Annotated in this window: 16 protein-coding genes and 2 tRNA genes; 8 read left to right on the top strand and 10 right to left on the bottom strand. The window is 61.6% G+C overall.

All coding sequences use genetic code 11. From position 1 onward, the window contains the following. The first annotated feature begins 61 nt into the window (after positions 1-61). Entirely contained in the window at positions 62-5,557 is a 5,496-nt protein-coding gene (locus tag HMPREF2971_RS05675; RefSeq protein ID WP_070691842.1) for a DEAD/DEAH box helicase, read from the top strand. Between the two features lie 274 nt (positions 5,558-5,831). Here the strand turns inward: HMPREF2971_RS05675 and HMPREF2971_RS05670 are convergent, their stop codons facing one another. Continuing rightward, positions 5,832-6,416 (bottom strand): TetR/AcrR family transcriptional regulator, encoded by a 585-nt coding sequence (locus HMPREF2971_RS05670; protein ID WP_070691839.1) that lies wholly within the window; start codon positions 6,414-6,416, stop codon positions 5,832-5,834. 559 nt (positions 6,417-6,975) lie between these two features. Here HMPREF2971_RS05670 and HMPREF2971_RS05665 point away from each other — a divergent pair. The 5 genes from HMPREF2971_RS05665 (at position 6,976) to HMPREF2971_RS05645 (ending at position 12,629) form a co-directional block, all read left to right on the top strand. Next, entirely contained in the window at positions 6,976-8,076 is a 1,101-nt protein-coding gene (locus tag HMPREF2971_RS05665) for a pseudouridine synthase (RefSeq protein WP_070691837.1), read from the top strand. A gap of 162 nt (positions 8,077-8,238) precedes the next feature. After that, positions 8,239-9,501, top strand: a complete 1,263-nt coding sequence (locus HMPREF2971_RS05660) for a glycoside hydrolase family 76 protein (RefSeq protein ID WP_070505908.1) — start codon at positions 8,239-8,241, stop codon at positions 9,499-9,501. Positions 9,502-9,653: 152 nt separating this feature from the next. Next, entirely contained in the window at positions 9,654-10,592 is a 939-nt protein-coding gene (locus HMPREF2971_RS05655; RefSeq protein ID WP_070505906.1) for a Dyp-type peroxidase, read from the top strand. Positions 10,593-10,776: 184 nt separating this feature from the next. Next, positions 10,777-12,087: a tRNA guanosine(34) transglycosylase Tgt gene (gene tgt, locus HMPREF2971_RS05650; RefSeq protein WP_049360606.1), complete on the top strand. Its 1,311-nt coding sequence runs from the start codon at positions 10,777-10,779 to the stop codon at positions 12,085-12,087. 32 nt (positions 12,088-12,119) lie between these two features. Beyond that, entirely contained in the window at positions 12,120-12,629 is a 510-nt protein-coding gene (locus tag HMPREF2971_RS05645) for an SRPBCC family protein (RefSeq protein ID WP_049360604.1), read from the top strand. 122 nt (positions 12,630-12,751) lie between these two features. Here HMPREF2971_RS05645 and HMPREF2971_RS05640 read toward each other — a convergent pair whose 3' ends face one another. From HMPREF2971_RS05640 to HMPREF2971_RS05610, 6 genes are all read right to left on the bottom strand, one after another. Then, positions 12,752-13,453 (bottom strand): hypothetical protein, encoded by a 702-nt coding sequence (locus tag HMPREF2971_RS05640; RefSeq protein WP_049360601.1) that lies wholly within the window; start codon positions 13,451-13,453, stop codon positions 12,752-12,754. 270 nt (positions 13,454-13,723) lie between these two features. After that, a complete protein-coding gene (locus HMPREF2971_RS05635) occupies positions 13,724-14,836 on the bottom strand; it encodes a phosphoglycerol transferase (RefSeq protein ID WP_070691835.1) in 1,113 nt (370 codons plus the stop codon). Between the two features lie 102 nt (positions 14,837-14,938). Continuing rightward, positions 14,939-15,451, bottom strand: a complete 513-nt coding sequence (locus HMPREF2971_RS05630) for an acyl-CoA thioesterase (protein WP_049350503.1) — start codon at positions 15,449-15,451, stop codon at positions 14,939-14,941. Between the two features lie 346 nt (positions 15,452-15,797). Beyond that, positions 15,798-17,303: an amino acid permease gene (locus HMPREF2971_RS05620; protein ID WP_049353410.1), complete on the bottom strand. Its 1,506-nt coding sequence runs from the start codon at positions 17,301-17,303 to the stop codon at positions 15,798-15,800. A gap of 232 nt (positions 17,304-17,535) precedes the next feature. Next, a complete protein-coding gene (locus HMPREF2971_RS05615; protein WP_049360594.1) occupies positions 17,536-18,990 on the bottom strand; it encodes an amino acid permease in 1,455 nt (484 codons plus the stop codon). A gap of 107 nt (positions 18,991-19,097) precedes the next feature. Continuing rightward, on the bottom strand, positions 19,098-19,826 hold the full coding sequence (locus HMPREF2971_RS05610; protein ID WP_049353412.1) for a queuosine precursor transporter: 729 nt from the start codon (positions 19,824-19,826) through the stop codon (positions 19,098-19,100). 291 nt (positions 19,827-20,117) lie between these two features. On the opposite strand from HMPREF2971_RS05610, the gene HMPREF2971_RS05605 reads away from it, so the two are divergent. Together HMPREF2971_RS05605 and HMPREF2971_RS05600 are read left to right on the top strand one after the other, a co-directional pair. After that, a complete protein-coding gene (locus HMPREF2971_RS05605) occupies positions 20,118-21,200 on the top strand; it encodes a hypothetical protein (protein ID WP_049360592.1) in 1,083 nt (360 codons plus the stop codon). Positions 21,201-21,309: 109 nt separating this feature from the next. Beyond that, on the top strand, positions 21,310-22,005 hold the full coding sequence (locus HMPREF2971_RS05600) for a TetR/AcrR family transcriptional regulator (protein WP_005509262.1): 696 nt from the start codon (positions 21,310-21,312) through the stop codon (positions 22,003-22,005). 143 nt (positions 22,006-22,148) lie between these two features. Here the strand turns inward: HMPREF2971_RS05600 and HMPREF2971_RS05595 are convergent, their stop codons facing one another. The 3 genes from HMPREF2971_RS05595 to HMPREF2971_RS05585 all read right to left on the bottom strand — a co-directional run bounded on the left by HMPREF2971_RS05595 (position 22,149) and on the right by HMPREF2971_RS05585 (position 23,125). After that, entirely contained in the window at positions 22,149-22,472 is a 324-nt protein-coding gene (locus tag HMPREF2971_RS05595) for a type II toxin-antitoxin system VapB family antitoxin (RefSeq protein ID WP_005507186.1), read from the bottom strand. A gap of 119 nt (positions 22,473-22,591) precedes the next feature. Next, positions 22,592-22,679 (bottom strand) — tRNA-Ser (locus HMPREF2971_RS05590). 358 nt (positions 22,680-23,037) lie between these two features. Further along, positions 23,038-23,125 (bottom strand) — tRNA-Ser (locus tag HMPREF2971_RS05585). Between the last annotated feature and the right edge of the window lie 114 nt (positions 23,126-23,239).

The following is a 23,239-nucleotide window of genomic DNA, read 5'->3' as shown; positions in this document are numbered from 1 at the left end:
TCCTCCCCCAGCCCCCAACAATTCAAGAGGCGCACACCATAAACCCCGCCATAATAGATACATGACCGACGCACTCTCCCACTTCTCCGCACCCGTACGCGACTGGTTCCGCGCCACCTTCAGCGCACCCACCGCCGCCCAGGAAGGCGCATGGGAGAGCATCCGCAACGGCAACAACACCCTCATCATCGCCCCCACCGGCTCCGGTAAAACCCTCGCAGCCTTCCTCTGGGCACTCGATGCCCTCCACCGCGAACACGAAACCGGAACCGCGGGCGGTACGCGCATCCTTTATATTTCGCCGCTCAAAGCACTCGGCGCCGACGTCGAACGCAACCTACGCGCACCACTGACCGGAATCACACGCCTGAGCGGAAACGACACGGGCGAGCCGAGCATCAGTGTGGGCGTGCGCAGCGGCGACACCCCCGCACGCGAACGCCGCCAACTCATCAGCAACCCGCCCGATATTCTCATCACCACCCCCGAATCCCTCTACCTCATGCTCACCAGCGCCGCCCGCAACACCCTCGCGGGCGTCACCACCGTGATCGTGGACGAGATTCACAACCTCGCCGCCACCAAACGCGGCGCACACCTGGCGGTCTCCCTCGAACGCCTCGACGCGCTCCTCGAAAAGCCCGCGCAGCGCATTGGGCTCTCCGCAACCGTCGAAAACCCGGAGGCGGTCGCCCGCTTCCTCGGCGGCATTCAGCCGGTGACCATCATGAGCCGTCCGGTCGCCAAAGAATGGGACCTGCGTCTGAGCGTGCCCGTACCCAATATGGCGGCGCTCGGAGGCGCCAACGACTACGGGCAGGGGCTCTACGCCCCATCAGAATATGCGCCCTCGGAGGCGCCGGGTGGCGAGGGCTCAGCTTCTGCTGGTTCACCGGTAGGTGCGGCACGGCCTATCTCTAGTGCCGTAGACATCCCGGCGAGCGCGCCCTACACACTGGAAGATGCCATTGGCGTATTCCCCGGGCAGGCAAACCCGGCGCGACAGAGCGATAACACCGCGCCCAAAAATACGCTCACCATCCCCGAAGAATCACTCCGTGAAACCGCCGATAGCGAGCGCCCCGAGACCTCCATCTGGCCGCGCGTACAGGAGCGCATCGTAGACCATATCGAGAACAACCGTTCTACGATTGTTTTCGTTAACTCACGTGGACTAGCGGAAAAGCTCACCGCGGCACTCAACGATATTCACCTGCGCCGCGTCCTCACGCAGCGGGGAATCGACCCCGAAGACTACGTGGCAGGCATCTGCGACATCGCCGAGGTGCCGCCGCTCGCCCGTGCGCACCACGGCTCCGTATCCAAGGAACAGCGCACCCTCATCGAGGAGGCGCTCAAGGGCGGAACCCTGCGCTGCGTGGTCGCCACCAGCTCCCTGGAGCTGGGTATCGACATGGGTCACGTGGACCTCGTAATCCAGGTGGCGGCGCCTCCATCGGTTGCCTCCGCGCTGCAGCGCGTGGGTCGCGCCGGACACCGCGTGGGCGAAATTTCGCGCGGATTCTTCTACCCCAAGCACCGCGGCGACCTGCTCGGTGCAACCGTCACACTCGCCGGAATGCGCAGCGGAACCCTCGAACCGCTCGCCATCCCCACCAACCCCCTGGACGTACTCGCACAGCAGACCATCGCCGCCTGCGCATTAGGCCCCATCAGCGTGGACTCCTGGTACGAGGCGCTACGCCGCAGCGCACCCTACGCCGAGCTGCCGCGCGCCCTCTTCGACTCCGTGCTCGAAATGCTCGCCGGACGCTACCCCTCCGACGAGTTCGCCGAACTGCGCCCGCGCATCATCTGGGACCGCACCCCCACCGAGGAGGCGCCCTCCGGAAGTATTGAGGGCCGCCCCGGTGCGCAGCGCCTCGCCGTCACCAGCGGCGGCACGATTCCCGACCGCGGGCTCTTCCCCGTCTACCTGGTCAGCGGCGATGAAGAGCGCGGCCCCAAGCGTGTGGGTGAGCTCGACGAAGAAATGGTGTACGAATCCCGCGCCGGCGAGGTCATCACCCTCGGCGCGAGCAGTTGGCGCATTGAAGAAATTACGCACGACGCGGTACGGGTCTCCCCCGCACCCGGTCAGCCCGCGCGCCTACCCTTCTGGCACGGCGACCGCATGGGCCGCCCCTACGCCCTGGGCGTGCAGACGGGTGCGTTCACGCGCGCCCTCTCCAGCCTGGACGCCACCGATAGCGCCGCCGCCCGCCAGCAGCTCGAACAGCTCGGACTGGACACCTGGGCGGTCGATAACCTGCTCGCCTACCTGCGTGAGCAGCGCGAATCCACCGGGGCGGTTCCTTCCGACACCCGCATGATCGTGGAGCGGCACCGCGACGAACTGGGCGATTGGCGCGTGGTCCTGCACTCGCCGCTCGGCTACGGGGTGCACGCACCCTGGGCGCTGGCGGTGCGCGCCCGCATCGAAGAGCGGTACGGGGTGGACGCCTCCGTCATGGCGAGTGATGACGGCTTGATTCTGCGCCTGCCCGCCATGGAGGATGTGCCACCCGGCGCTGACCTGTTCCTTTTCGACCCGGACGAGCTGGAGGCGATTGTCACCGAACGCGTGGGCGATTCAGCGCTTTTTGCGTCTCGGTTCCGTGAGAATGCGGCGCGTGCCCTGCTGTTGCCGCGCCGTGATCCGGGTAAGCGCACCCCGCTGTGGCAGCAGCGTCAGCGTGCGGCGCAGCTGCTGGATGTGGCGCGTAAGTACCCTGATTTTCCGGTGCTTTTGGAGACGGCACGCGAGTGCCTGCAGGATGTGTACGATGTTCCGGCGCTGGTTCAGGTACACCGTTCGTTGCAGTCTCGGGCGGTGTCCATGCTGGAAGTTGAGACGAACGACCCTTCGCCTTTTGCGCGCACCCTACTCTTTGAGTACGTTGCCGAGCACCTCTACGACGGCGATGCGCCCGCCGCCGAACGCCGCGCCGCCGCGCTCTCGCTGGACCCGGCTCTGCTGGCTGAGTTGCTGGGGTCGAGCGGTCTGCGCGAGCTACTGGACCCGGCGGTTCTGGTGCAGACTCAGCAGCGTCTGCAGCGCACGGGTGAGCGTTACCGCGCCTGCGGTGTGGAGGGCGTGGCGGATTTGTTGCGTCAGCTGGGCCCGTTGAGCGCGCGGGAATTGAGCCTGCGTTTGCGGGCTGACAGCTTGCAGGCGGCGGCACACGGTTCTCAAGATTTAGGCGAGTCCGAGGACTCTGAACACTACGGCGAGGAGTACGGCGCGCACGCCAGCACGGCTGAGGCGCGCGCTCTAGCGGAGGAGCTGGTGCGCTCGCGTCGCGCATTCTCGTTCATGGGAGCTGCCGACGGTTCCGCCGAGCCGCAGCTGTACTATGCGGTGGTTGAGGACGCCGCGCGTCTGCGCGATGGACTGGGCATTATGCCCGCCGCAGCGCTTCCTACTGCCCTTTTGGAGCCGGTCGCGGAGCCTTTAGAGGATCTGGTTTCTCGCTATGCGCGCACCCATATTCCCTTTACGGCACAGCAGGCGGCAGAGCATTTTTCGCGCCTGACCCCGGTGGGTGTGGGCGTGCTGACTCCGGTGTTGCAGCGTCTTCAGCAGCAGCGCCGTCTGAGCTCCGGCGAGTTCCTGCCCGAGGTGCTGCGTGCTTTGGGGTCTGCCGGTGTTGAGTGGGTGGATGCGCAGGTTTTGCGCACGATTCGTGCCCGTTCTCTGGCGGCGTTGCGTGAGGAGATTGAGCCGGTATCGGCGCAGGTCTATGGTGTATTCCTACCCTCGTGGCAGAACGTTCGTTCTTTATCCGTGCGGGTTGCGCAAACCCTGCCGGAGGCGAGCGCCTACGGTGCCTTCATCCCTTCCCGCCGCGCTGCCACGGTGGTAGGCGAGAGGGTGGCGCCCCTCGGCTCGGCAACACCCAACCCGATGGCACCCACCCCGATGACTGAGCACGGCGCAGAACATACGGGACAAGATTCCGCCTCCGCCACGGAGGATCTGCTCACCACCATCGACCAGCTGGCGGGTGTGCGCGTACCGGCTTCCGCGCTGGAGACGCTGATTCTTCCGGCACGCGTGCCCGGCTACCAGCCGCACATGCTGGACGAGCTGATGGCAAGCGGCAGGGTGTTCTTCACCGGCGCCGGGCAGCTCGGCGGCGGTAGCGCGCAGAAGTCTGACGGCTGGATTCGCCTGCACTTGAGCGAGAGTTCCTCGCTGACCCTGGGTGAGGACTACCCGGAGCAGCTGTTGCGCGCGGAGAACCCGGAGCTTTGGGAGGCACTGCAGGCTCCGGGCACGCTGGAGCACGCCATCTATGAGGCGCTGGCTCACGGCGGCCTGTTCGTGCCGGCGCTACGTGAGCGGGTGGCGCAGCTGATGAGCGCGGCGGCACCAGCCGGTCAGGTGGTGACTTTCCCGGATACGGCGGAGATTTCGGCGGCGCTGTGGCGCCTGGTGTGGGCTGGTGCGGTGACGAACGATAGTTTCGCGCCAGTTCGGGCGATGCTTGCGGGCGTGCGCAGTGCGCATCCGACTCCGGCAACCCCTGCGCGCCTGTCGCGAGTGGGTCGCCGCGGTGCGGGTCGTATTGCGGCGGCGCGCGCCTCCATGGGTAACGGCTTGGCCGGCGGTTACGGCGCTGATAGCTATAGTTCCAGCGGCTACTCTGCGCCTGCCACCGGGCGTGGTCTGCGTTCCCTGCGCGGCGGGTTCCATACGACCGCCCCCGCCGTTGCCCCGCAGGATAGCGGCCGCTTCTCACGCGTGGACACGCTACTGCAGGAGCCTGTGGAGGCGACGGTTGCGGCACTCGCACGCGCCGACCTGCTGCTGGACCGCTACGGTGTGCTGACTCGCGGGTGCCTGCAGGTGGAGGATTCTACCGGCGGATTCTCGCAGCTGTACCGGATTTATTCGGCGGCTGAGGATCGTGCGCTGGTGCGTCGCGGCTACTTTATTGAGGGTTTGGGTGCGGCGCAGTTCGCCGCCCCCGCGACGGTGGACCTGCTGCGTTCTACCGCCGATAGCCTCAGTATTCCCGCAGGTCCGCAGGGTTTTGGTGCGACACAGGGTTTTGGTGCGAGCGCCTACACCCCGCAACGCACCGATACGGAGCGGGTGTACGGCACGTTCACGGTGACCCTGTTGGCGGCGACCGACCCGGCGAACCCGTACGGTGCGGCGCTGAGCTGGCCCGCGATTCCCTCCTTTGCGCACGAGGGCGAGGGCACCGTGAAGCACCGCCCGGCACGCAAGGCGGGCGCCTGCGTGGTGCTGGTGGACGGCGCACCGGTGCTGTATGTGGAGCGTGGCGCGAAGACCCTGCTGGCTTTCACTACCGACCCGGTACTTCTGGAGGCGGCGGCCCCCGCCCTGGCGCGCCTGGTCTCTGCCGGTGGTACGGAGAAGATTTCGGTGGAGAAGGTCAACGATGTGGAGCTTTTGGGCACCCATACTTTGAGCGCCTCCGGTAGCGAAATTGTGGAGCATCCGGTGGAGGCTCTGCGTGCGGCACTGCAGGCGCAGGGGTTCTACGCGACGGTTCGCGGACTGTCGCTGCGCCGTTCCATTTAGCCCTCTCCAGAAAGAACCTCAAGTTCAACCTCAGATTAAATCAATTCCTTTAACCTCAACCTGAGCATCATAATGCCCCGCACTCTCACGGAAGGGGGTGCGGGGCATTATGTTTCCCTACTCACGAACCGGGTGGTGTTCCCGGATTCCGCCACGTCGCAAGCGGCGTGGTGGAGGAATAACCGCCCGGATGTCCACGTCGCCTTTGCCGTGGAGCACATAACCAAACATCGGAGCGGGAAGTCCTGTGTAGACCTGTCACTTCTTGAGGCGGCTAGTAGCCGCCGGTGAGGGTGTCCACGGCACCCAGGCACAGGTCGATAGCTTCTTCGAGCCCGAGCCCGCGGGAGCGAACGGTGCGCTGATCGCGGGGGTTGAGCTGCACGACGTGCATGGCGAAGTAGTCGACGAGCTGCAACCAGCCTCCGAGGATGACGCGGGTGCGGTCATTAATCGGCATGCCGGTGCGTTCAAGCATCCATTCGAGGTAGTCGGTAGGGTTGTTCGGGAAGTCCTCCCCACCGGGGGTGGGAACGCCGGCTACAACGAGGAAGTACGTGCGTAGCGCATTGCGCAACGCCTCTTCGGGGTTTTCGTGGTGCTCGCCAAGAGCCTCAAGGACTGCGTTGGCTTCGCGTCGGGTGACGGCTGCCGCCAGGGAGTCCTTGCCGGGAAAGTAGTGGTAGAGCAGGGCGCGGGTAATGCCTGCATCGCGGGCGATAGCGCTCATGGAGGCACCGAGCACGCCGCGACGAGTGAAATGTTCTGCAGCAATTTTCAGAATTTGCTCTTCGCGTTCGTGCGGTTCCATGCGCAGGGCACCGGTGCGAGGCTCCGCATTCTTTTGTGAATGTTCCATAACCTCTCCTATCGCATTTTCCGGTGCTTTGGAATTGTCCGATTGCACCGCTGTATTTGGGGGTGTTCCTTTAACCTCTGCATCCTTGCGCTGTTTCTGTCCCATTTCGACCCCTTCGTTCGAAATATCGAACTTCTGTGTCTTAATCGTACCGCTTTAAGGCTACTTTCAGCCTTTATTAAGGCGTTTATGACGTAGGGTGCCCAGGTTAGCATGTCTTTAATTGCTTTACATCTTTTATACTTAGAAAAATCAAAGGGGCTAAATTGAGGGTTATTGATTTATGATTTGACAGCATTTTCGAAAATACCGCACTTAAACGCTGTTTTTTGTAAAATTAATGTAGTTTTTTTAAATTAAATGTCCAATAATTTCAAAAATTTGTGAAGTTTTCGTTTTCTCAACCACACGTTCACACAAACATTCATGAGTGTCAGACAAATCTGATTTCCGCAACCCCACACCCAAACCCACGGTAATATTTCCGCCTGCATGCAGCTCAGTCTGACTCATCCGTACCGCCGCCGAGCCAATCCCGCGCAGGCGGTAGAGTAGAGCCATGCCCGCACAGAACACCGCCCACACGCAGCCCGGCACCGCCTATCAGTCGAAACCGGCACGCCGCATGCATCGCCGTCTGCTGACCCCTCCGCTAGCTCAGAAGAACGGCATTGACCCGATTCAGCTGATCCTGCCACTGCCCAAGGAGCTCCCGGCTGAACTCACCCCGAATGGCACGGCTCCGGCAACCATTGCGGACTATCTGATTGCGCGCTTCTACCCGAACGACCCGCAGATTATTTACGCCCGCTTTAATACCGGTGAGGTGCGCCTGGACGACGGCACGATCCTGACCGGCGATAGCCCGTATATGCCGGGTGAGCGCATCTGGTATTTCCGTGAGCTTGCGGATGAGCCGCAGCTACCCTCCGACATGCCGGTGCTCTACGAGGATGAACACGTGCTGGCGATTGATAAGCCGCATTTTCTGCCGACCACCCCGCGCGGTTCCTATATTGCGCAGACCGCGCTGACCAAGCTGCGGGTGCGTGAGCAGAACCCGCTGCTGATTCCGATTCACCGCCTCGATCGCCCAACCGCGGGCGTGCTGCTTTTTGCCAAGACCGTGGAGGCGCGCCGCCCCTTCCAGATGATGTTTCAGCACCGTCAGGTGTCGAAGACTTACCGTGCCGTGGCGCCGGTTCCCGCCGCCGCCGCCGAGCAGGCGTTGAGTGCGGAGGGACTGCAGGTGCGTTCGCATATTCAGAAGATTCGCGATCAGCTGCAGGTTCAGCAGCTTTCTGAGCAAGAGTGCGCGGCGCAGGGTGTGGAGCCGAATACGCTGACGACCGTGAAGATTCTGCGGACTTTCACTCCGAGTGCGCAGGCGGTTGAGGGGTGGCGCGCGGAACCGAATAGAGAATGGGCGCTCTATGATTTGGCGCCTCACACCGGCAAAACGCACCAGCTGCGGGCGCACCTGAATATGCTCAGCTCCCCCATTCTGGGCGATGTGCTCTACCCGCAGGTGCTACCCGACGCGCCAGACCGCCCGGAGTACCCGCTGCAGTTGCTGGCGTACAGCCTGCACTTTAAGCATCCCATCACCGGCGAGCGAGTGGATTTGTACAGTGGCCGCTCACTCACTGCCGCCTCCTAACTGGTTTTTGAATGGCGTTCACCCCGTTCCCTGCGGTGCATCTTCTCGGCGGTCTCTCGAAAAGGAATCACACCCGAGAGCCCGCCCACAGCATCCGGGCGCTCAGAGGGCAAAAAGTGGGATAATTCAGACGTAATACTTCACCGCAACTACAGAGGGTCCATGAATTCCCAGCCGTCTTCCCACAACGCGCAGTCTCTGGAGTCGATTAGCGAGTACGCCGAGCGCACCTCCTCGCATGCCGCTGCCGCAGCTGCCAGCGTTACCGACACCTTCGTGCACCGTATTCTTGGCGTTCCCGGCGCCCTCATCGGTTCGGTGCAAGTGCCCGACCCGCGCCCGCTGAGCCAGCGTCTGAACGCTTGGCACTACTGGTGGCAGGCGCACCTGCTGGACTGTGTGATTGATGCCGGTCAGCGTCACCTGCGCGAGGGCGATATTACTGCCGCCCAGGAGGAGCTGCACCGTGCCCGCGCGCTGTTGCGCGGCATTAACGTGCGTAATTACGGCCGCTTCGCGAACGACTACTTTGACGATATGGCATGGCTGACCCTCGCGGTGGGCCGCATGAACTCCTTCTGCATTGAGCTGACCGGTGCGAACGATGTTGCCGCTCAGGATGCCGGCGCGGCTCTCTTCGAGCAGCTGGCAAAGGGCTTCTCCCCGGTGGGTGGCATGAGTTGGCGCAAGTCCAAGCGTGATTTCGTGAATGCTGCGGCGACCGCGCCGACCGCCCTGGCGTATGTGCGCGCGGGCGACCCGAAGACTGCCGCCGCGCTGATGGACTGGATGAATGAAACCCTCTGGGATGCAGAACGTTCGCTCTATATTGACGGTGTGAACGTGCGCGGCGACGAGTACGACTACGAACGCGGCGAATACACCTACAACCAGGGAACCGCCCTGGGTGCCCTGCTGAGCCTCGCCGCCTCCGGCGTGCCCTGCGAGGTGGACCCCGCAGAACGCGCAGAGCGCCTCATCGTCGGCATCGTCAAGCACATGACCGAAGAGGTGGAGTTCCTCTCCGGTGCGCGCCGCCGCATCCTCATCTCGCACGGCGACGGCGACGGCGGCCTGTTCACCGGCATTCTCGTGCGCTACCTGGGCATGGCGGCATCCTCGCCGCTGCTCAGCGATGAGGCGCGAGCGCTCGCCTCGAACCTGGTGTACTCGACCGCACGCGCCCTGTGGGAGGGTCGCCGCGAGTTCGACCCCAACCTGCCGATGAACGAGTACGGCATTGACCCGAATGAGATTCGCGGTAAGGCGCTCGTGCAGTTCTCCCCGCGGTTCACCGAGCCGATGAGCAAGGTTGTGAAGCCCGGTGCACCGGTGGAGCTGTCCACTCAGGTGCAGGCGTGGACCATTTTTGAGACGGCGGCGCGTCTGGCGCATGCGCGTCACCTCGCCTCCCACAGTTTCTAAAAGCACAGTTTCTAAAGTACGGCTTCTAAAACCCTGCTGTTCTTTGCCCCCAGCCCTCATCTTCTCCCTTCAGTGCAGAAGGTTAGGGCCTGTGCAGAAGGTTAGGGCTAGATTCATTGCGGGGGCGTGTACACGGGCGTACGGTGAATTTTATGCTTGCACCAGAATCACAACAGGTCACTGCCAGCCCGAACGCTAACACCATTTTCATGGTCTGGAAGTTCAAGGAAGGCACCTCTCAGGATGCGCTCATTGAGGGGTTCCAGAACCTCTGCGGGCTCGTCATTAACCTCAACCACACCGCCGCGAACCGCTACTCGCCCGAGAACGCTAACGTTGTTCTGGGCATTAGCCACAGCGCGTGGCTGACCCTGGATCTGCCCAAGCCCCTGCCGCAGGAGCTCGAAGAATTTGAGGAGATTAGGGGCCCCAAGCACACCGCGGTGTCCACTCCCGGTGATCTGCACTTCCACATCCGTGCGACCCAGCCGTCCGTCGCCTACGATATGGCCTCCGCTATTACTGCGGCGCTACGCGATATTGCTGAGACCGCGGATGAGGTGCACGGCTTCCGCTACTGGGACGGCCGCTCCATCATCGGTTTTGTGGACGGCACCGAAAACCCGCAGACCCCCGCGGCACGCGAATACTTCGGTCTCATCGGTGACAACGACCCCATGTACAAGGGCGGCAGCTACCAATTCGTGCAGAAGTACATTCACGACATGACCGCATGGAATGCCCTGCCCGTCTCCGAGCAGGAGAAGGTCATCGGCCGCTCCAAGCACGACGACATCGAGATGAGCGAGGACGAAAAGCCCGCCAACTCGCACTCCGCCATCGCCAATATCGGTGACGACTTCAAGGTCATTCGCGACAACATGCCCTTCGGCACCGTGGGCAACAACGAGCTGGGCACCTACTTCATCTGCTACGCCAGCACCTTCTCGACCGTCAGGAAGATGCTCATGAACATGTTCATGGGAGTGGACGGCGCCAACTACGACCGCCTGCTGGATTTCAGCACCGCGGTGACCGGCACCCTCTTCTTCGTGCCGACTGTGGACATGCTCGGCGACTTCGCCGGCTAACTTCACCGGCTAGGGCGAGCTAAACCCAGCCACCCTGCCTGTACCCTAGTCTGCCTGTACCTCAGCCTGGCTGTACCCTAGCCTGACGGTACCCGCGAAAACCCCGCCTCCGGCGAGAGAGGCGGGGTTTTCCGGTAGGCTAGGGTATAGACATTCAGACGGAAAGCAAACAATCGAGAGAAGAATGAGCGTTCTAGATAACTCTTTCCCCACCGAGGACTTTGGCTTCACCATCACCAGCCGCCTGGCGGACACCGCCTCCCCCAGCGCTGAACGTGTAGAAGCCAACGGCGGACAGTTCCGCGGACGCACCGGTGTCATCACCACCCCGCACGGACAGATCCAGACCCCCGCCTTCACCCCCGTGGGCACCAAGGCAACCGTCAAGGCGGTCCTACCCGAATCCATGAAGGAGCTCGGCGCTCAGGCTCTGCTCTCCAACGCCTACCACCTGTACCTGCAGCCCGGCCCCGAAATCCTCGACGCGGCAGGCGGCCTGGGCGCATTCATGAACTGGGACGGACCCACCTTCACCGACTCTGGCGGCTTCCAGGTCATGAGCCTGGGCTCCGGCTTCAAAAAGGTAATCGACATGGGTACCGTCGCGGACGCTAAGGGCGCCGACGGCCGCCCCCTCGGTGACGACGACGTGGCAAAGGGCAAGGAACGCCTCGCCCACATTGACGACGACGGCGTGAACTTCAAGTCGCATATTGACGGCTCGATTCACCGCTTCACCCCCGAGGTGTCCATGCAGGTTCAGCACCAGATCGGTGCCGACGTCATGTTCGCCTTCGACGAGCTGACCACCCTCTACAACTCCCGCGGCTACCAGGAGGAGGCGCTCGAACGCACCCGCCTGTGGGCGCTGCGCTGCATCGCTGAGCACCAGCGTCTGACTGAAGAGCGCGTGGGCAAACCCTACCAGGCACTGTTCGGCGTCATTCAGGGTGCACAGTACGAGGACCTTCGCCGCAAGGCATGCCAGGACCTCGGCTCCATGCCCTTCGACGGCTTCGGCATCGGTGGTGCGCTCGAGAAGGAAAACCTCGGTACCATCGTGCGCTGGTGCGCCGAAGAGCTGCCCGAATCCAAGCCCCGCCACCTGCTCGGCATCTCCGAACCCGATGACATCTTCGTCGGAATCGAGAACGGTGTAGACACCTTCGACTGCGTATCCCCCACCCGCGTGGCACGCAACGCCGCCGTCTACTCCCCCACCGGCCGCTACAACATCACCAACGCGCGCTTCAAGGCGGACTTCTCGCCCATCTACGAGGGCTGCGATTGCTACACCTGCACCCACTACACCCGCGCCTACCTGCGTCACCTCTTCAAGGCGGACGAGCGTTTGGCGGCGACCCTCGCCTCTATCCACAATGAGCGTTTCATCGTGCGCATGGTGGACGACGCCCGCGAAGCCATCAAGGACGGCACCTACTTCGAGTACCGTGACGAGTTCCTCGGCAACTACTACTCCGGCAAGAAGCCCTAAACCCGCTCTTCAACCCGTTTAAGGAGAACCCTATGAGCATCACTCATGTTCCCGATGAGGAGCTTCTCGTCTTCGATCACGAGATTGCAGCCCCGGTCGAGGACGTCTTCGGCGCCTACCTGAATCCCGAACTGCTGGTCCGCTGGTACGGCCCCGCCGGCTGGCATGTGCGCCCCACCGACGTTGTCGTGGAGCCCGTTGTCGGCGGTCTGCAGCGTCTGTCCATGATCAACGAGGTTGACCCCTCGGTGTCCTGCATTCTGCAGAGCCGCTTTTTGAGCATTGAACCGTTCAAGGAGCTCGAATACGCAGAGCAGCTGCCCGACCACCTGGGCAACCCCGGTAGCGTGCTGGTGTACCAGCGTCACCGTTTCTTCCCCGAAACCGTGATTACCGCCGACGGCGTGGGAGCCGGTACCCGCATCGTTATTGAGATTGGCCCCATGCCCGCCTCGGTTCACGAGGAGGTACGCACCACCTGGCGTTCGACTTTCGCCCGCCTGGATAACGTGCTTGCCACCCGTGCCCGCGGAGAGTTCTAACTCGCACCAGCTCTGATTCTGCCCGCCTGCGGGTGGGAATACTAAAGCGCCGCGTTGACGAATGATACGTCAACGCGGCGCTTGTGTTTAATACCCGTGCCTTGCCGGGTGGGAATCGTAAACTAGTTGGTCAGCTTCACGGTAATGACGGTGCTGCCACCATCCAGGGACACACACTCGGGGGTCGCACGATCCGCGCCGTCGCCCGGCTTCCAGTAGCAGCGCGCCGACATGACGGTACGCTCACCATTCGCCTTATCGGTCACCTCGGCGGGGTTCTGCACCACAAACTGGCGGATCAGCTCACGCGCAAACAGGCAATCCACCGCGCCAGAGGCTACCTGCACGGTCGCATTATGCTTCAGGTAGCCGGTAGCATCCATGCTGCCGCAGCTACCACCCGCGGACTGAACGTCCGAGCTGGACAGGCTCGCGGTGCTCGACGCACTCGCCACTGCACTCGCCGAAGTATTCGCCTTAGCCGATGCGGAAGGGCTCGACGCCGCACTCGCCTGCGCGGTCGCCGTGGGGCTTGCGGTGGTGATGGTTCCGGGGCTCACGGTAGCCGCCGCGGTGGGGGTGTGCACGGTACCGGCAGTCGGGGTGCTTTCAGTGACCGTTACGGTGCGAGTGGGGGTCGCCTTCGCGCTCGTAGCGCTGGGACTAGGGATTGCGGTGGCGCTCGGGGAGGCGGTGGTGGCGCCTCCGGAGCATGCCGACAGCGCCAGCAGAAGCGTGGCACCGAGCGCTACGGGGCTGTAGCGCTGAGCGGTACGGAGGGTAGTAGAAGAAGTCTGGGTAGAGTGCTTCTGTGCCGGATGCATGGTGACCTTTCTGCGTCATTGGTTCGGGTTCCTAACCAGTATTCTAAAGACGCTACCTGTGAGCTAGCTATATACGGCATCTTAGAGACCCGCAGGGTGACCCCTCTGGGTATAACGGGATGGGGGCACCGCGGGAAGGGGACACAGCGGGAAGAATGCAACACGAGGAATGCAATAAGAGGGGCTCCCCGGCAGTGCGGGGAGCCCCTCCTTAGCTAGTCACAACTCATTGATAGCTCGTTAGCAACTCAATAATTCTGACGCGGGCGCTTAGCCTTCGTGCCTGCCACGCACCAGAATAGTGTGGCCGTTTCCGTCATGGCAGCTAATCGAGCCAGTCTCAATCTCGCCCAAGCAGGTCAGCTGCTTGCCCTCAGCAACGGGCAAGATCACCACATCCAAGGCGTGCATTATCTTCGTGTTTGCGGTGGTGGTCTCCCCGTGCAGAGCCGAGGACTCATTCACGGTATTCACCTCGCTGGCGCCGGTCAGGAAGTTCATGCGAGTCACCTCCACCGGACCGGCAAAAGTGCGGCCGACAGCACCGTTACCGTTGCCGGTCTGCTCGCCGGTGCGGCGCTCGCACACCAGGGTTCCGTCCGCGGGGTTCAGCTCGCAGAGGGTGCGCTCGTCATCGCTCTTGAAACGGTAGTAGCCGGCACCGGAATCGTAGTAGGAGGGCTCCATGAGGAAGGGAATCTGGGGAGCATCCGGATTGTCCAGGCGAGCCACAAAGGCGACATCCTCACCGATGGTGCACTCGGGGGCGCCGCGATCCTCGCGACGGTTCTTAACCATCTCGTACTGCGGGTTCCAGTAGCAGGTGGCGTCCTGAACCTTCGCAACCTGGTGCTGGGTCGTGTTGTCGTCGGCACGCGGGGTGGTGACGTACTCGGTCAGCACGTCCAGGGCGTGGGCGCAGTCCACGGTACCGCGCAGCACCATGATTTCCGCGCCGGTCTTCAGGTAGCCTTTGCGCCCAATATGCCCGCAGCGCTCGCCGGCGGAGGCGCGCGCAGCCTCCACCTTTTCGGGCGCGCGGGGAGTCTCAGCGGCGGTAGGGTTCGCGGCAGAGGTTGCCTTCGCCTCAGCGGGTGCGGAGGATTCAGACGCCTTCGCCTCGGCACTCTCTGCGGGGGCGGACACCCGAGTCTCGGTGACGGTCGGCTCGGTCTTCTTCGTCGGCGACGCGGTGGAGGAAGGGAGCGGGTACTGCGAGTGGTTAGCCGTGTTGGAGGGGCTGGGGCTCGACGAAGAGTTTTCGCTCTGAGAACCGCCAAAGCAGCCGGTCAGGGCGAGGAGCAGGGCGGCGGCGCATCCGGTGGCGCGCATCGTGCGGCGACCCCGGCTGGCGGAGTCTGCCTGAGTGTGGTGGAACGACATTGTTATCTCTCCCGGGAATGAACCTTTTGCACCCTTTGCAGAAGGTATTTAAAGCATACGCTTGACCCCGTTCAAGACCGGTTTATTACAGCGGAGCGCCCTCTACTTCTGCGGCAAGTAGGAGCTCAGCAGTTCACGCTGCTCGGGGCTGAGTCGAGTCAGTCGCCCCGCCACGGAATCCCAGAACGCCAGCACGGTAAAGGCACGCACGCATTCGCGGCCGTCCACCGGGGAGAGAATCGAGTAGCCAATCCGCACGGATGCGGCGCTGACCTTCTCCACGCTCAGGCGCACCGGCACGGGCTCACCGGTGTAGGGTAGCTGAGCCAGGTAGCGGATGCCGTGCTCGGCAATAAGCGCCTGCACGCCCTCGGCAACCAGGTCGAAAAGCGGAATCGGAGGCTGCGGTGCCACGGTGGGCTTCTGCCCAGAGGAGGGCGGCGGGCCGAAGAGCGCCACGCGGGCTTCTTCCATGACCGAGAAGATGGCAACGTTGTTGACGTGACCGTAGGCGTCCATATCGCCCCAGCGTGCGGGTACGTGCACCAGCAGTTCGTCGGTGGTACCGACCTCAGAGGCGGGGGTGTTTTCGCGGTTCTTTTCGTGGCTTTGCATGGTTTTAACTCTACTCCCCCACCGCTGTGGGGCGGCTATTCGTACGAATCCGCAAGGTACAGCAAATGAATCAGCTGATAATGATTCGGGGGCTAGAAATATATTTGATAGTTAAAGCGATGAGGCTCGAAAGCTACGATGCTTTCGAGCCTCATCCAACACACAGACATTTGAACGCATACAAGATCATACGGTTCACTGTCTATGATAGACCCCACTCTGAGGGCCAACTGCATTTTTACGGTTTTATTACGAGGAATTCCAGAAATTTTCCGTATTTTTCGTTTATTACTGTGTTGGAGTCTCTGCAGGCCCCAACACCGGCCCTCCCGGCAGCTGCAGAACCTTAACGGCCCAGCTTTGCCGCAGTCTCCAGGGCATGATCAGCGTCGTACTTCATGGCGTCATACTCGGCAGTTGCCTGCTGAGCCTCCACGAAGGTCTGCTCATCAATCACGTGAGTGTGGCGGATACGAGCAAAGTACAGCAGGCTCAGCACCACAAAGTAGCCCACGCCCACAATTGCCGGAACCATAGAACCACGCACCATGAAGAGCGCAACCCACACCGCGAAGAGCAGCAGAACGCCAACCGCCGCGGTGAACTGGCCACCCCACAGGCGGAAACCATTGGTTGCAGGCTCAACACGCTTGTACACGATGTAGGCGAACAGAATCAGAACCCACACGGTCAGCGCGCACACCATAATCACAAAAATCATGGAGAGGAACGCTTCCTTCGGGCTGTACAGCGCCAGCAGAATAGCAATGACCATGCCGCTGGTCGACAGCCACACCGCACGAGCCGGAACGCCGGCACGGTTTACCTGAGCCAGCTGGCGAGGCGCCATACCGTCAGCCGCCAACGAGTGCAGCAGACGCGCACCCGCGTACAGGTTCGCGTTCGCGCTCGACAGCGCCGCGATCAGCACCACAAAGTTCACGAAGTGTGCCACACCGTGAACCCCCAGCTGTTCAAAGACCAGAACGAACGGGGATGCCTCCACAGCGTCGCCCAGACCCGATGCCGAACGCCACGGAATAACAGCCACAACAATCAGCACCGCCAGCACGTAGAAGGTCGCCAAACGAACCATCATCGCCTTAGCCGAGGAACGCACCGAACGGGAGGGGTCCTTCGCCTCCGCAGCAGAGATCGAGATCATCTCAATACCACCGAAGGAGAACATCACCACAGCCAGCGACAGCCACACCGACTGGAGGCCGTTCGGCATGAAGCCGCCGTCGTTGAAGAGGTTTGCGGTACCCACCGCGGCGTGGCCGGGCAGACCGAAGAAAATCAGGCACAGGCCCACCAGCAGGAAGGCAATAATCGAAATGACCTTAATCGAAGACAGGAAGAACTCCAGCATGCCGAAAGACTTCACACTGGTCAGGTTCAGCACAATCAGCGCCACACCAAACGCGGCAATACCCGCCCACAGCGGAAGCTGCGGCCACCAATAATTCAGGTAAGTCGCCACCGACACCAGCTCAACGCCAGCAATCAAAACAGTCGCCGTCCAGTATGCGATGCGAGTCAAAAAGCCCGCGAAGGGGCCCAGGTAGCGGGTAGCAATAGTACCGAAACCGCCGCGGACAGGGTAGCGAACCGCCATTTCACCGGTTGCCGCGCCAATCACCGAAGCGAGCGCAGAACCAATAGCGTAGGTGAGAATGACCGCAGGACCAGCCATCGCAATGGCGGTGCCCGAACCCAAGAAGAGGCCCGTACCGAGCGCGGAACCCATCACGATCATGGTCATCTGTCCGTGGGACAGAGAACGCTTCAGGGTGCGCGATCCGGCGGTCCCCGCTGCAGCGTGGCTGCGGGTATCGTCGTTGTGGGACACGAAGGTGCCTTCCGTCAGTACGCCTTAGGGGCGTGATGTGCAATGTGTGCTCGCACCCGGCTTCTGCGGCTTCTAGCCTCGTTGACGGGTACGAATAGTTAACTATTCTACGGGCACACTCACATCGCTCAGAACGGCGCCGTCTAGAGCACAGAAGCGAAAAGGCACCGAACGGGGGTACTCCCCCATCCGGTGCCTTCTATGTTTTAGTCTCGCGAGGCTTTCACGCTATTTAGCGCTGTGCCGCGCTGGTGTTCTCGTCGGCGTGCATAGCGTCCAGGTCGGGGCGCTCATAACCGCCCTGAACCTTCGACGAGATGGCGTAGCCAATAGAAATCAGCACGAAGAAGACGATACCGACCATGATGGATTCCTGGACACCCGAGCCGGGCAGCATGAACATTGCCGCCAGGGTCGCCAGGACACCCGCCAGAGCCAGACCTGCGGTGACGCGGCCACCCAGCACGGTGAAGGAGGAGGCATCCTTCTGGTCCTTCTTGTACGCCTGGTAGGTCAGCAGAATCATGATCCACACAATCAGGATGCACAGGGTCACCAGCGCCATGAGCAGGGCAAAGATGTCACCAATCTTGGCAACAGCCATCACGGTTGCCACGACAACGCCGGTGAAGGAGATGAGCAGAGCCACGACCGGTACGCCGCGCGAGGAGGTGCGGGCAGCCACTGCGGGAGCCATGCGGTCAGAGCCCAGGGCGTGCAGCAGGCGGGTTGCCGCGTACAGGGAGGCGTTAGCGCCAGAGAGCGCAGCAACGAGCACCACGAAGTTCATGATGTCCGCCGCGAAGGGGATACCCAGTTCAGAGAAGACGAGCACGAACGGCGACTCGGTCAGCTCCGAGTTCTGTGCGGCGGTCTGCCAGGGCACCAGGCACAGAATAATTGCCATGGACACCACGTAGAAGGTGGACAGGCGCCAAATCATTGCCTTCACGCTGGTTGCCACCGAGCGTGCCGGGTCCTTCGCCTCCGCTGCGGAGAGAGAAATCATTTCCACACCGCCGAAGGAGAACATGACAACAGCCATCGAAATCCAGATGGATGCCGGGCCGTTGGGCAGGAAGCCGCCGTCGTTCACGAGGTTTGCGGTACCCGCCGCAGCGTGACCGGGCAGACCCACGAACACCAGCAGCACACCAATCACCATGAACACGATGACGGCAGAAACCTTAATCGAAGACAGCAGGAACTCCAGGGCGCCGAAGGACTTCACGCTCACCAGGTTCAGCACCAGAATAATCGCGCCGAAGAGAGCGACGAACACAGCCAGGGGAACATCCGGGAACCAGTACGCCATGTAGTGGCCAACCGCCACCAGCTCAGCACCAGCCAGCGGCACGGTGCATGCCCAATACGCCCAGCGAGTCAGGTAGCCGCTAAAGGGGTTCAGGTATCGGCTCGCGATGGTGCCGAAACCGCCCTGGACGGGGTGACGCACGGACATTTCGCCCGCGCACGCAGCAATGGTTGCCGCAATCATCGCACCAATAGCGTAAGAGATGATTGCGCCGGGGCCCGCAATTTTAATGGCGGAGGAGGAACCCAGGAACAGGCCCGTACCCAGCGCCAAGCCCATCGCAATCATGGTCAACTGGCCGTGGGAGAGGGAACGATTCAACGAGTCGTTCTTCTCCGACTGCTCGGGGATATTCCCCTGCAGTTTAGACATAACGTATCTCTTTCTTAGACATGCTGTGTATTGAATAAAGCTGAAATGGCAATGCCGCCCAGGCGTTAGGCCGGGCGGCTGCGCACATCAGCTGTAAGGAGGTTAGTTTACGCCACGTACTCGAGTTCGTGACGCTTGAACCAACCAATAATCGGGTAGCTAATCGGCATGAGGAGCACCTCGACCAGGCACTTGTAGATATAGCCGATCAGTACGTAGTTAATGAATGCCTCCACGGTGTCGATGCCGAGCACCGGTGCCGCGATGGAGCAGAAGATGAGGGTGTCGAGCAGCTCACCAACCAGGGTGGAGACAATCATGCGCAGCCACAGGAAACGGCCCTTGCTTGCCTTCTTCATTGCCACCATGACCCAGGCATTCAGGGTCTGGCCGAAGAGGTAACCGAGCAGGGAGCCCGCAAAAATCTGCCAGACCGGGCCCAGTACGCTAGCGAATGCCTCCTGGCCGGTGTAGAAGCTCGCAGCGGGCAGGTGCACGATCAGCAAGAAGCACAGGGCAGCAAAAGCAGCCGAGCCGAAGGAGGCTACAATCGCGCGGCGGGCACGCTTGAAGCCGTACACCTCTGAAAGAAGGTCGCCAATCACGTAGGCGAGCGGGAAAAGGAAGAAACCACCATCGGTGACAATGGTCGAGCCAATCAGGGGCAGTTCGAAGGGCAGCGGACCGAACTCCACACCCTTGGTTGCACCAATATTCGAGATGATTAGGATGACGCAGGATGCGCCCAGCAGCAGATCAAAGTAGCCGCGGCGACCAGCCCAGGGCACCGTAACGGTGCTCGTCTGAGCCTTAGATTCGCTAACGGGTTTAGCCATTACTTTCCCCAAGTCTTTCTTCATGCGATGTGTTTCTTCACGTAAGGTACGAGCCCTCACGCGTGGTGGGTGAGCGCGCTATGCAGGGCGCTACTCACCGGCTCGTCTGCCACCCGAGCCTATCTAATAGTACCTATATGCTGTGCTGGCGGCAGGTTTCTGCGCCTCTTTCAAGAGTGTGGACGCCTTTCAAGAGTGTGGACTCCGCATGCACCCGGTTACCCGGCGTGGGATGCCTGCGGAGCCGCCTTATCCCGGCAGCGGCAGAACCCGCACATTTACAATGGAGATATGAAGAGACTGAGCCGCAGAGTTCACCGCAGCGGGGTTTACCGCAGCGGCGCTCACCGTACCGGGCAGGTGGCGTCCCCGCTGGAGACGGGGCGTGTGCTGCGTGCCTCGGTGCGCCGCTCGATTCGGGGCTCTATACGGCGAGCGCGGAGGCGGCTGCACCGTAACCAGCGGCGGCTGAGCGCGCATATTCCGCGTCTGCATCCGCTTTTTGCCTATGCGGCGCAGGCTGTGCGCACCGGTCTTTCCCTGCTGGAGCCGGTGTTTCTGGCTTCGTCTGAGTTGCTCGGCTACCGGTCGTTTACGCATCGCGGCCGCAATATCTACTATCGGGTCGATAACCTGCACCTTCTGTCCGAGTCTGAGTATGCGCCCGGTGTGCTGTTCTATTTTGATGGCGACCACCTCTCCCGTGTGGGTAGCCGTCTGTTGCGCCGCGACTCCCCGTTGCGTGCCGAGTTGGCGCAGGTGGCGGCTGAGTTCAATATGCTGTCGGTGCCGGTGTTGTCGCCGGGTAGTTTGCGGGATCCGCGCCTGGCCGATGGTGATTCTTATGCGCCTCCGCTGACCTATAACTGGTGGGTTCGTGCCCGCTCGAACGGCAGGATGGTTCGCGCCCTCATTGAGGAGATTGCCCTGGCGTACAAGGTGGATATGAGCCGCGTCTGGCTTGCGGGCTATTCAGGTGGTGCGGAGTTTCTCAGCTACGAGCTGCTGTCGCACGATATTGACTGGATTCGCGGAGGCGGCGCGACTTTCATCGGTGGAGGCGGTGCTGACGGCGTGCCGGCTCGGGTGCGTGAGCGGGCTGCGCTGAATCCTTCTTCGCATGCGCATCTGTTGATGAGCTGGCATGTGGGTGTGTTGGATGGGCGTTCGCCGTCGGGTCGTCGGCGTATGGCGACGAGTTCTGAGGGGAGTTGGTCGGCGCGGATTGCGGTGCAGGAGGGTAGTGCGTTCTACGAGGGTTTGGGTGCGCGGACTTTGTTGCAGGTGACTCCGGGGCGTGGCCATACGGGGTATCCGATTGCGTCGTTGGTGGGTGCTGATTTGGCGGCTGCTACGCGTTTGGGCTTCTTGTAGTGCCGGTCGTTCTGTCATATTTGTGAAAATTCGCATGGATTGGGCAAATTTCTTGGTGACACATTCAATAAATTCGTCATTTGCTGACGATTTGGGGTAGAGTGTCACTATGCCTCGTATTTCTGCAGCAACCAACGCCGCCCAGCGCGAAAACACCAAGCGCGCCATCCTCAACTCCTTCGGCGAGATCCTCTACAACCGCGGCCTCTCCGGCCTGACCATGACCGACGTCGCCAAGAACGCCGGCATCGGCCGCACCGCGGTCTACAACTACTTCGCCGACATGGGCGAACTGCTGGTCGCCTACGCCCTGGACGAGACCGAACGCTTCCTCAACGAGCTGCGCGTCGGCCTGGAGGGCATCGAAAACCCGATTGACCAGCTCGCGGTCTACATTCGCTTGCAAATCAACGACCTGGCGCGCCGCCACCTGCCTCCGGGCCCTGCGATGCGCTCCATGCTCTCCCCCGAGTCCTACGCGAAGCTCGGCAAGCACGTTCACGAGCTGCAGATGGTGCTCGCGCATATTCTTTCTGCCGCCATTGCCGAGAACTACATTCCGAAGAACGACATTCGCGAACTGGCGATGCTCGTGCACGGCTCCCTCTCCTCAAGCGCCGGTCGCGCCGAGGACGCACCGGATGAGGAAACCCGTGAGCGCCAGATTCTGAATACTATCCGTTTTATTCAGATGGGCCTGGGCGCGCGTTTTGACGCCGAGGGCAACCCGGTTCGCCTGGATTCCGAGGAGTCCCTGCCGGAGCAATCCCCGGTGCAGGAGGCGGGCCTGAAGGTTGCGTCCTAAGCGTGGTATCTCTGCGTAGCGGAACGTAGCTCAGTTATACGTCACAAAAATGCCGCGGACCTGATGCTTCTTTGCATCGGTCCGCGGCATTTTCTGTATTCGGGTAGGCGTTTACGCGGTTAGGTTTTTACGCGAGTAGGTTTTTACGCGCCGGGCAGCAGCGCCGGGGAGATTGAGTCCAGGTCCAGTACGCGCGCATACATGACGGCGCGGCGGTGCAGGGCGTTACGCAGTGCGCGGTGCACGCCGTCTTCGAGGTAGAGTTCGCCTCCCCATTTGACGACGTGAGGGAAGAGGTCGCCGTAGAAGGTGGAGTCTTCGGCGAGTAGGGTCTCGAGGTTGAGGGTTTTTTGGGTGGTGATGAGGGTGTCGAGGCGTACCTGCTGCGGCGGGATTCCTCCCCAGTCGGCATGGGTCATGCCGTGCTGGGGGTAGGGGCGGCTGTCGCCTACTTTTTTGAAGATCATGGTGGTGCTTTCTGCAGGTATGGGGCGCTCCGATGGCGCCCGGAACCGTGGGGTTCTGAAGAAATAGTACCAAGGGGTATAAAAAATCCCCGGTCTTAGATTCTAAGACCGGGGATCGGTGGCGGAGGATGGAGGATTTGAACCTCCGAGGGTGTTAACCCAACACGCGTTCCAGGCGTGCGCCATAGGCCGCTAGGCGAATCCTCCAGCTATGTTTTCTACGCATTGCGTAGGCAACAAATAAAACCTTACTACGCTTTTGCTAAGCATGCAAGCCCTGAGCAATAAAAATAACAGAAAGCACATTTATGGATGCTTGTGCCCCTGTTTTTGGGTGGTGATAAGGGTGTCGAGGCGTACCCGCTGCGGCGGGATTCCTCCCCAGTCGGCGTGGGTCATGCCGTGCTGGGGGTAGGGGCGACTACCGCCTACTTTTTTGAAAATCATGGTGGTGCTTTCTCAGGTATGGGGCGCCTCGGCGGCACGTGTAACCGTGGGGTTCTGAAGAAATAGTACCAAGGGGTATAAAAAATCCCCGGTCTTAGATTCTAAGACCGGGGATCGGTGGCGGAGGATGGAGGATTTGAACCTCCGAGGGTGTTAACCCAACACGCGTTCCAGGCGTGCGCCATAGGCCGCTAGGCGAATCCTCCAGCTATGTTTTCTACGCATTGCGTAGGCAACGAATAAAACTTTACTACGCTTTTGCGAAACGTGCAAGCCCTGGATGGGAAAAGTAACAGAAAGCACATTTATGGATGCTTGTG

This window comes from Rothia sp. HMSC066G07 (genome assembly GCF_001814485.1).
Lineage (GTDB): Bacteria > Actinomycetota > Actinomycetes > Actinomycetales > Micrococcaceae > Rothia.
This window is presented reverse-complemented; position numbering and strand designations above follow the sequence as displayed.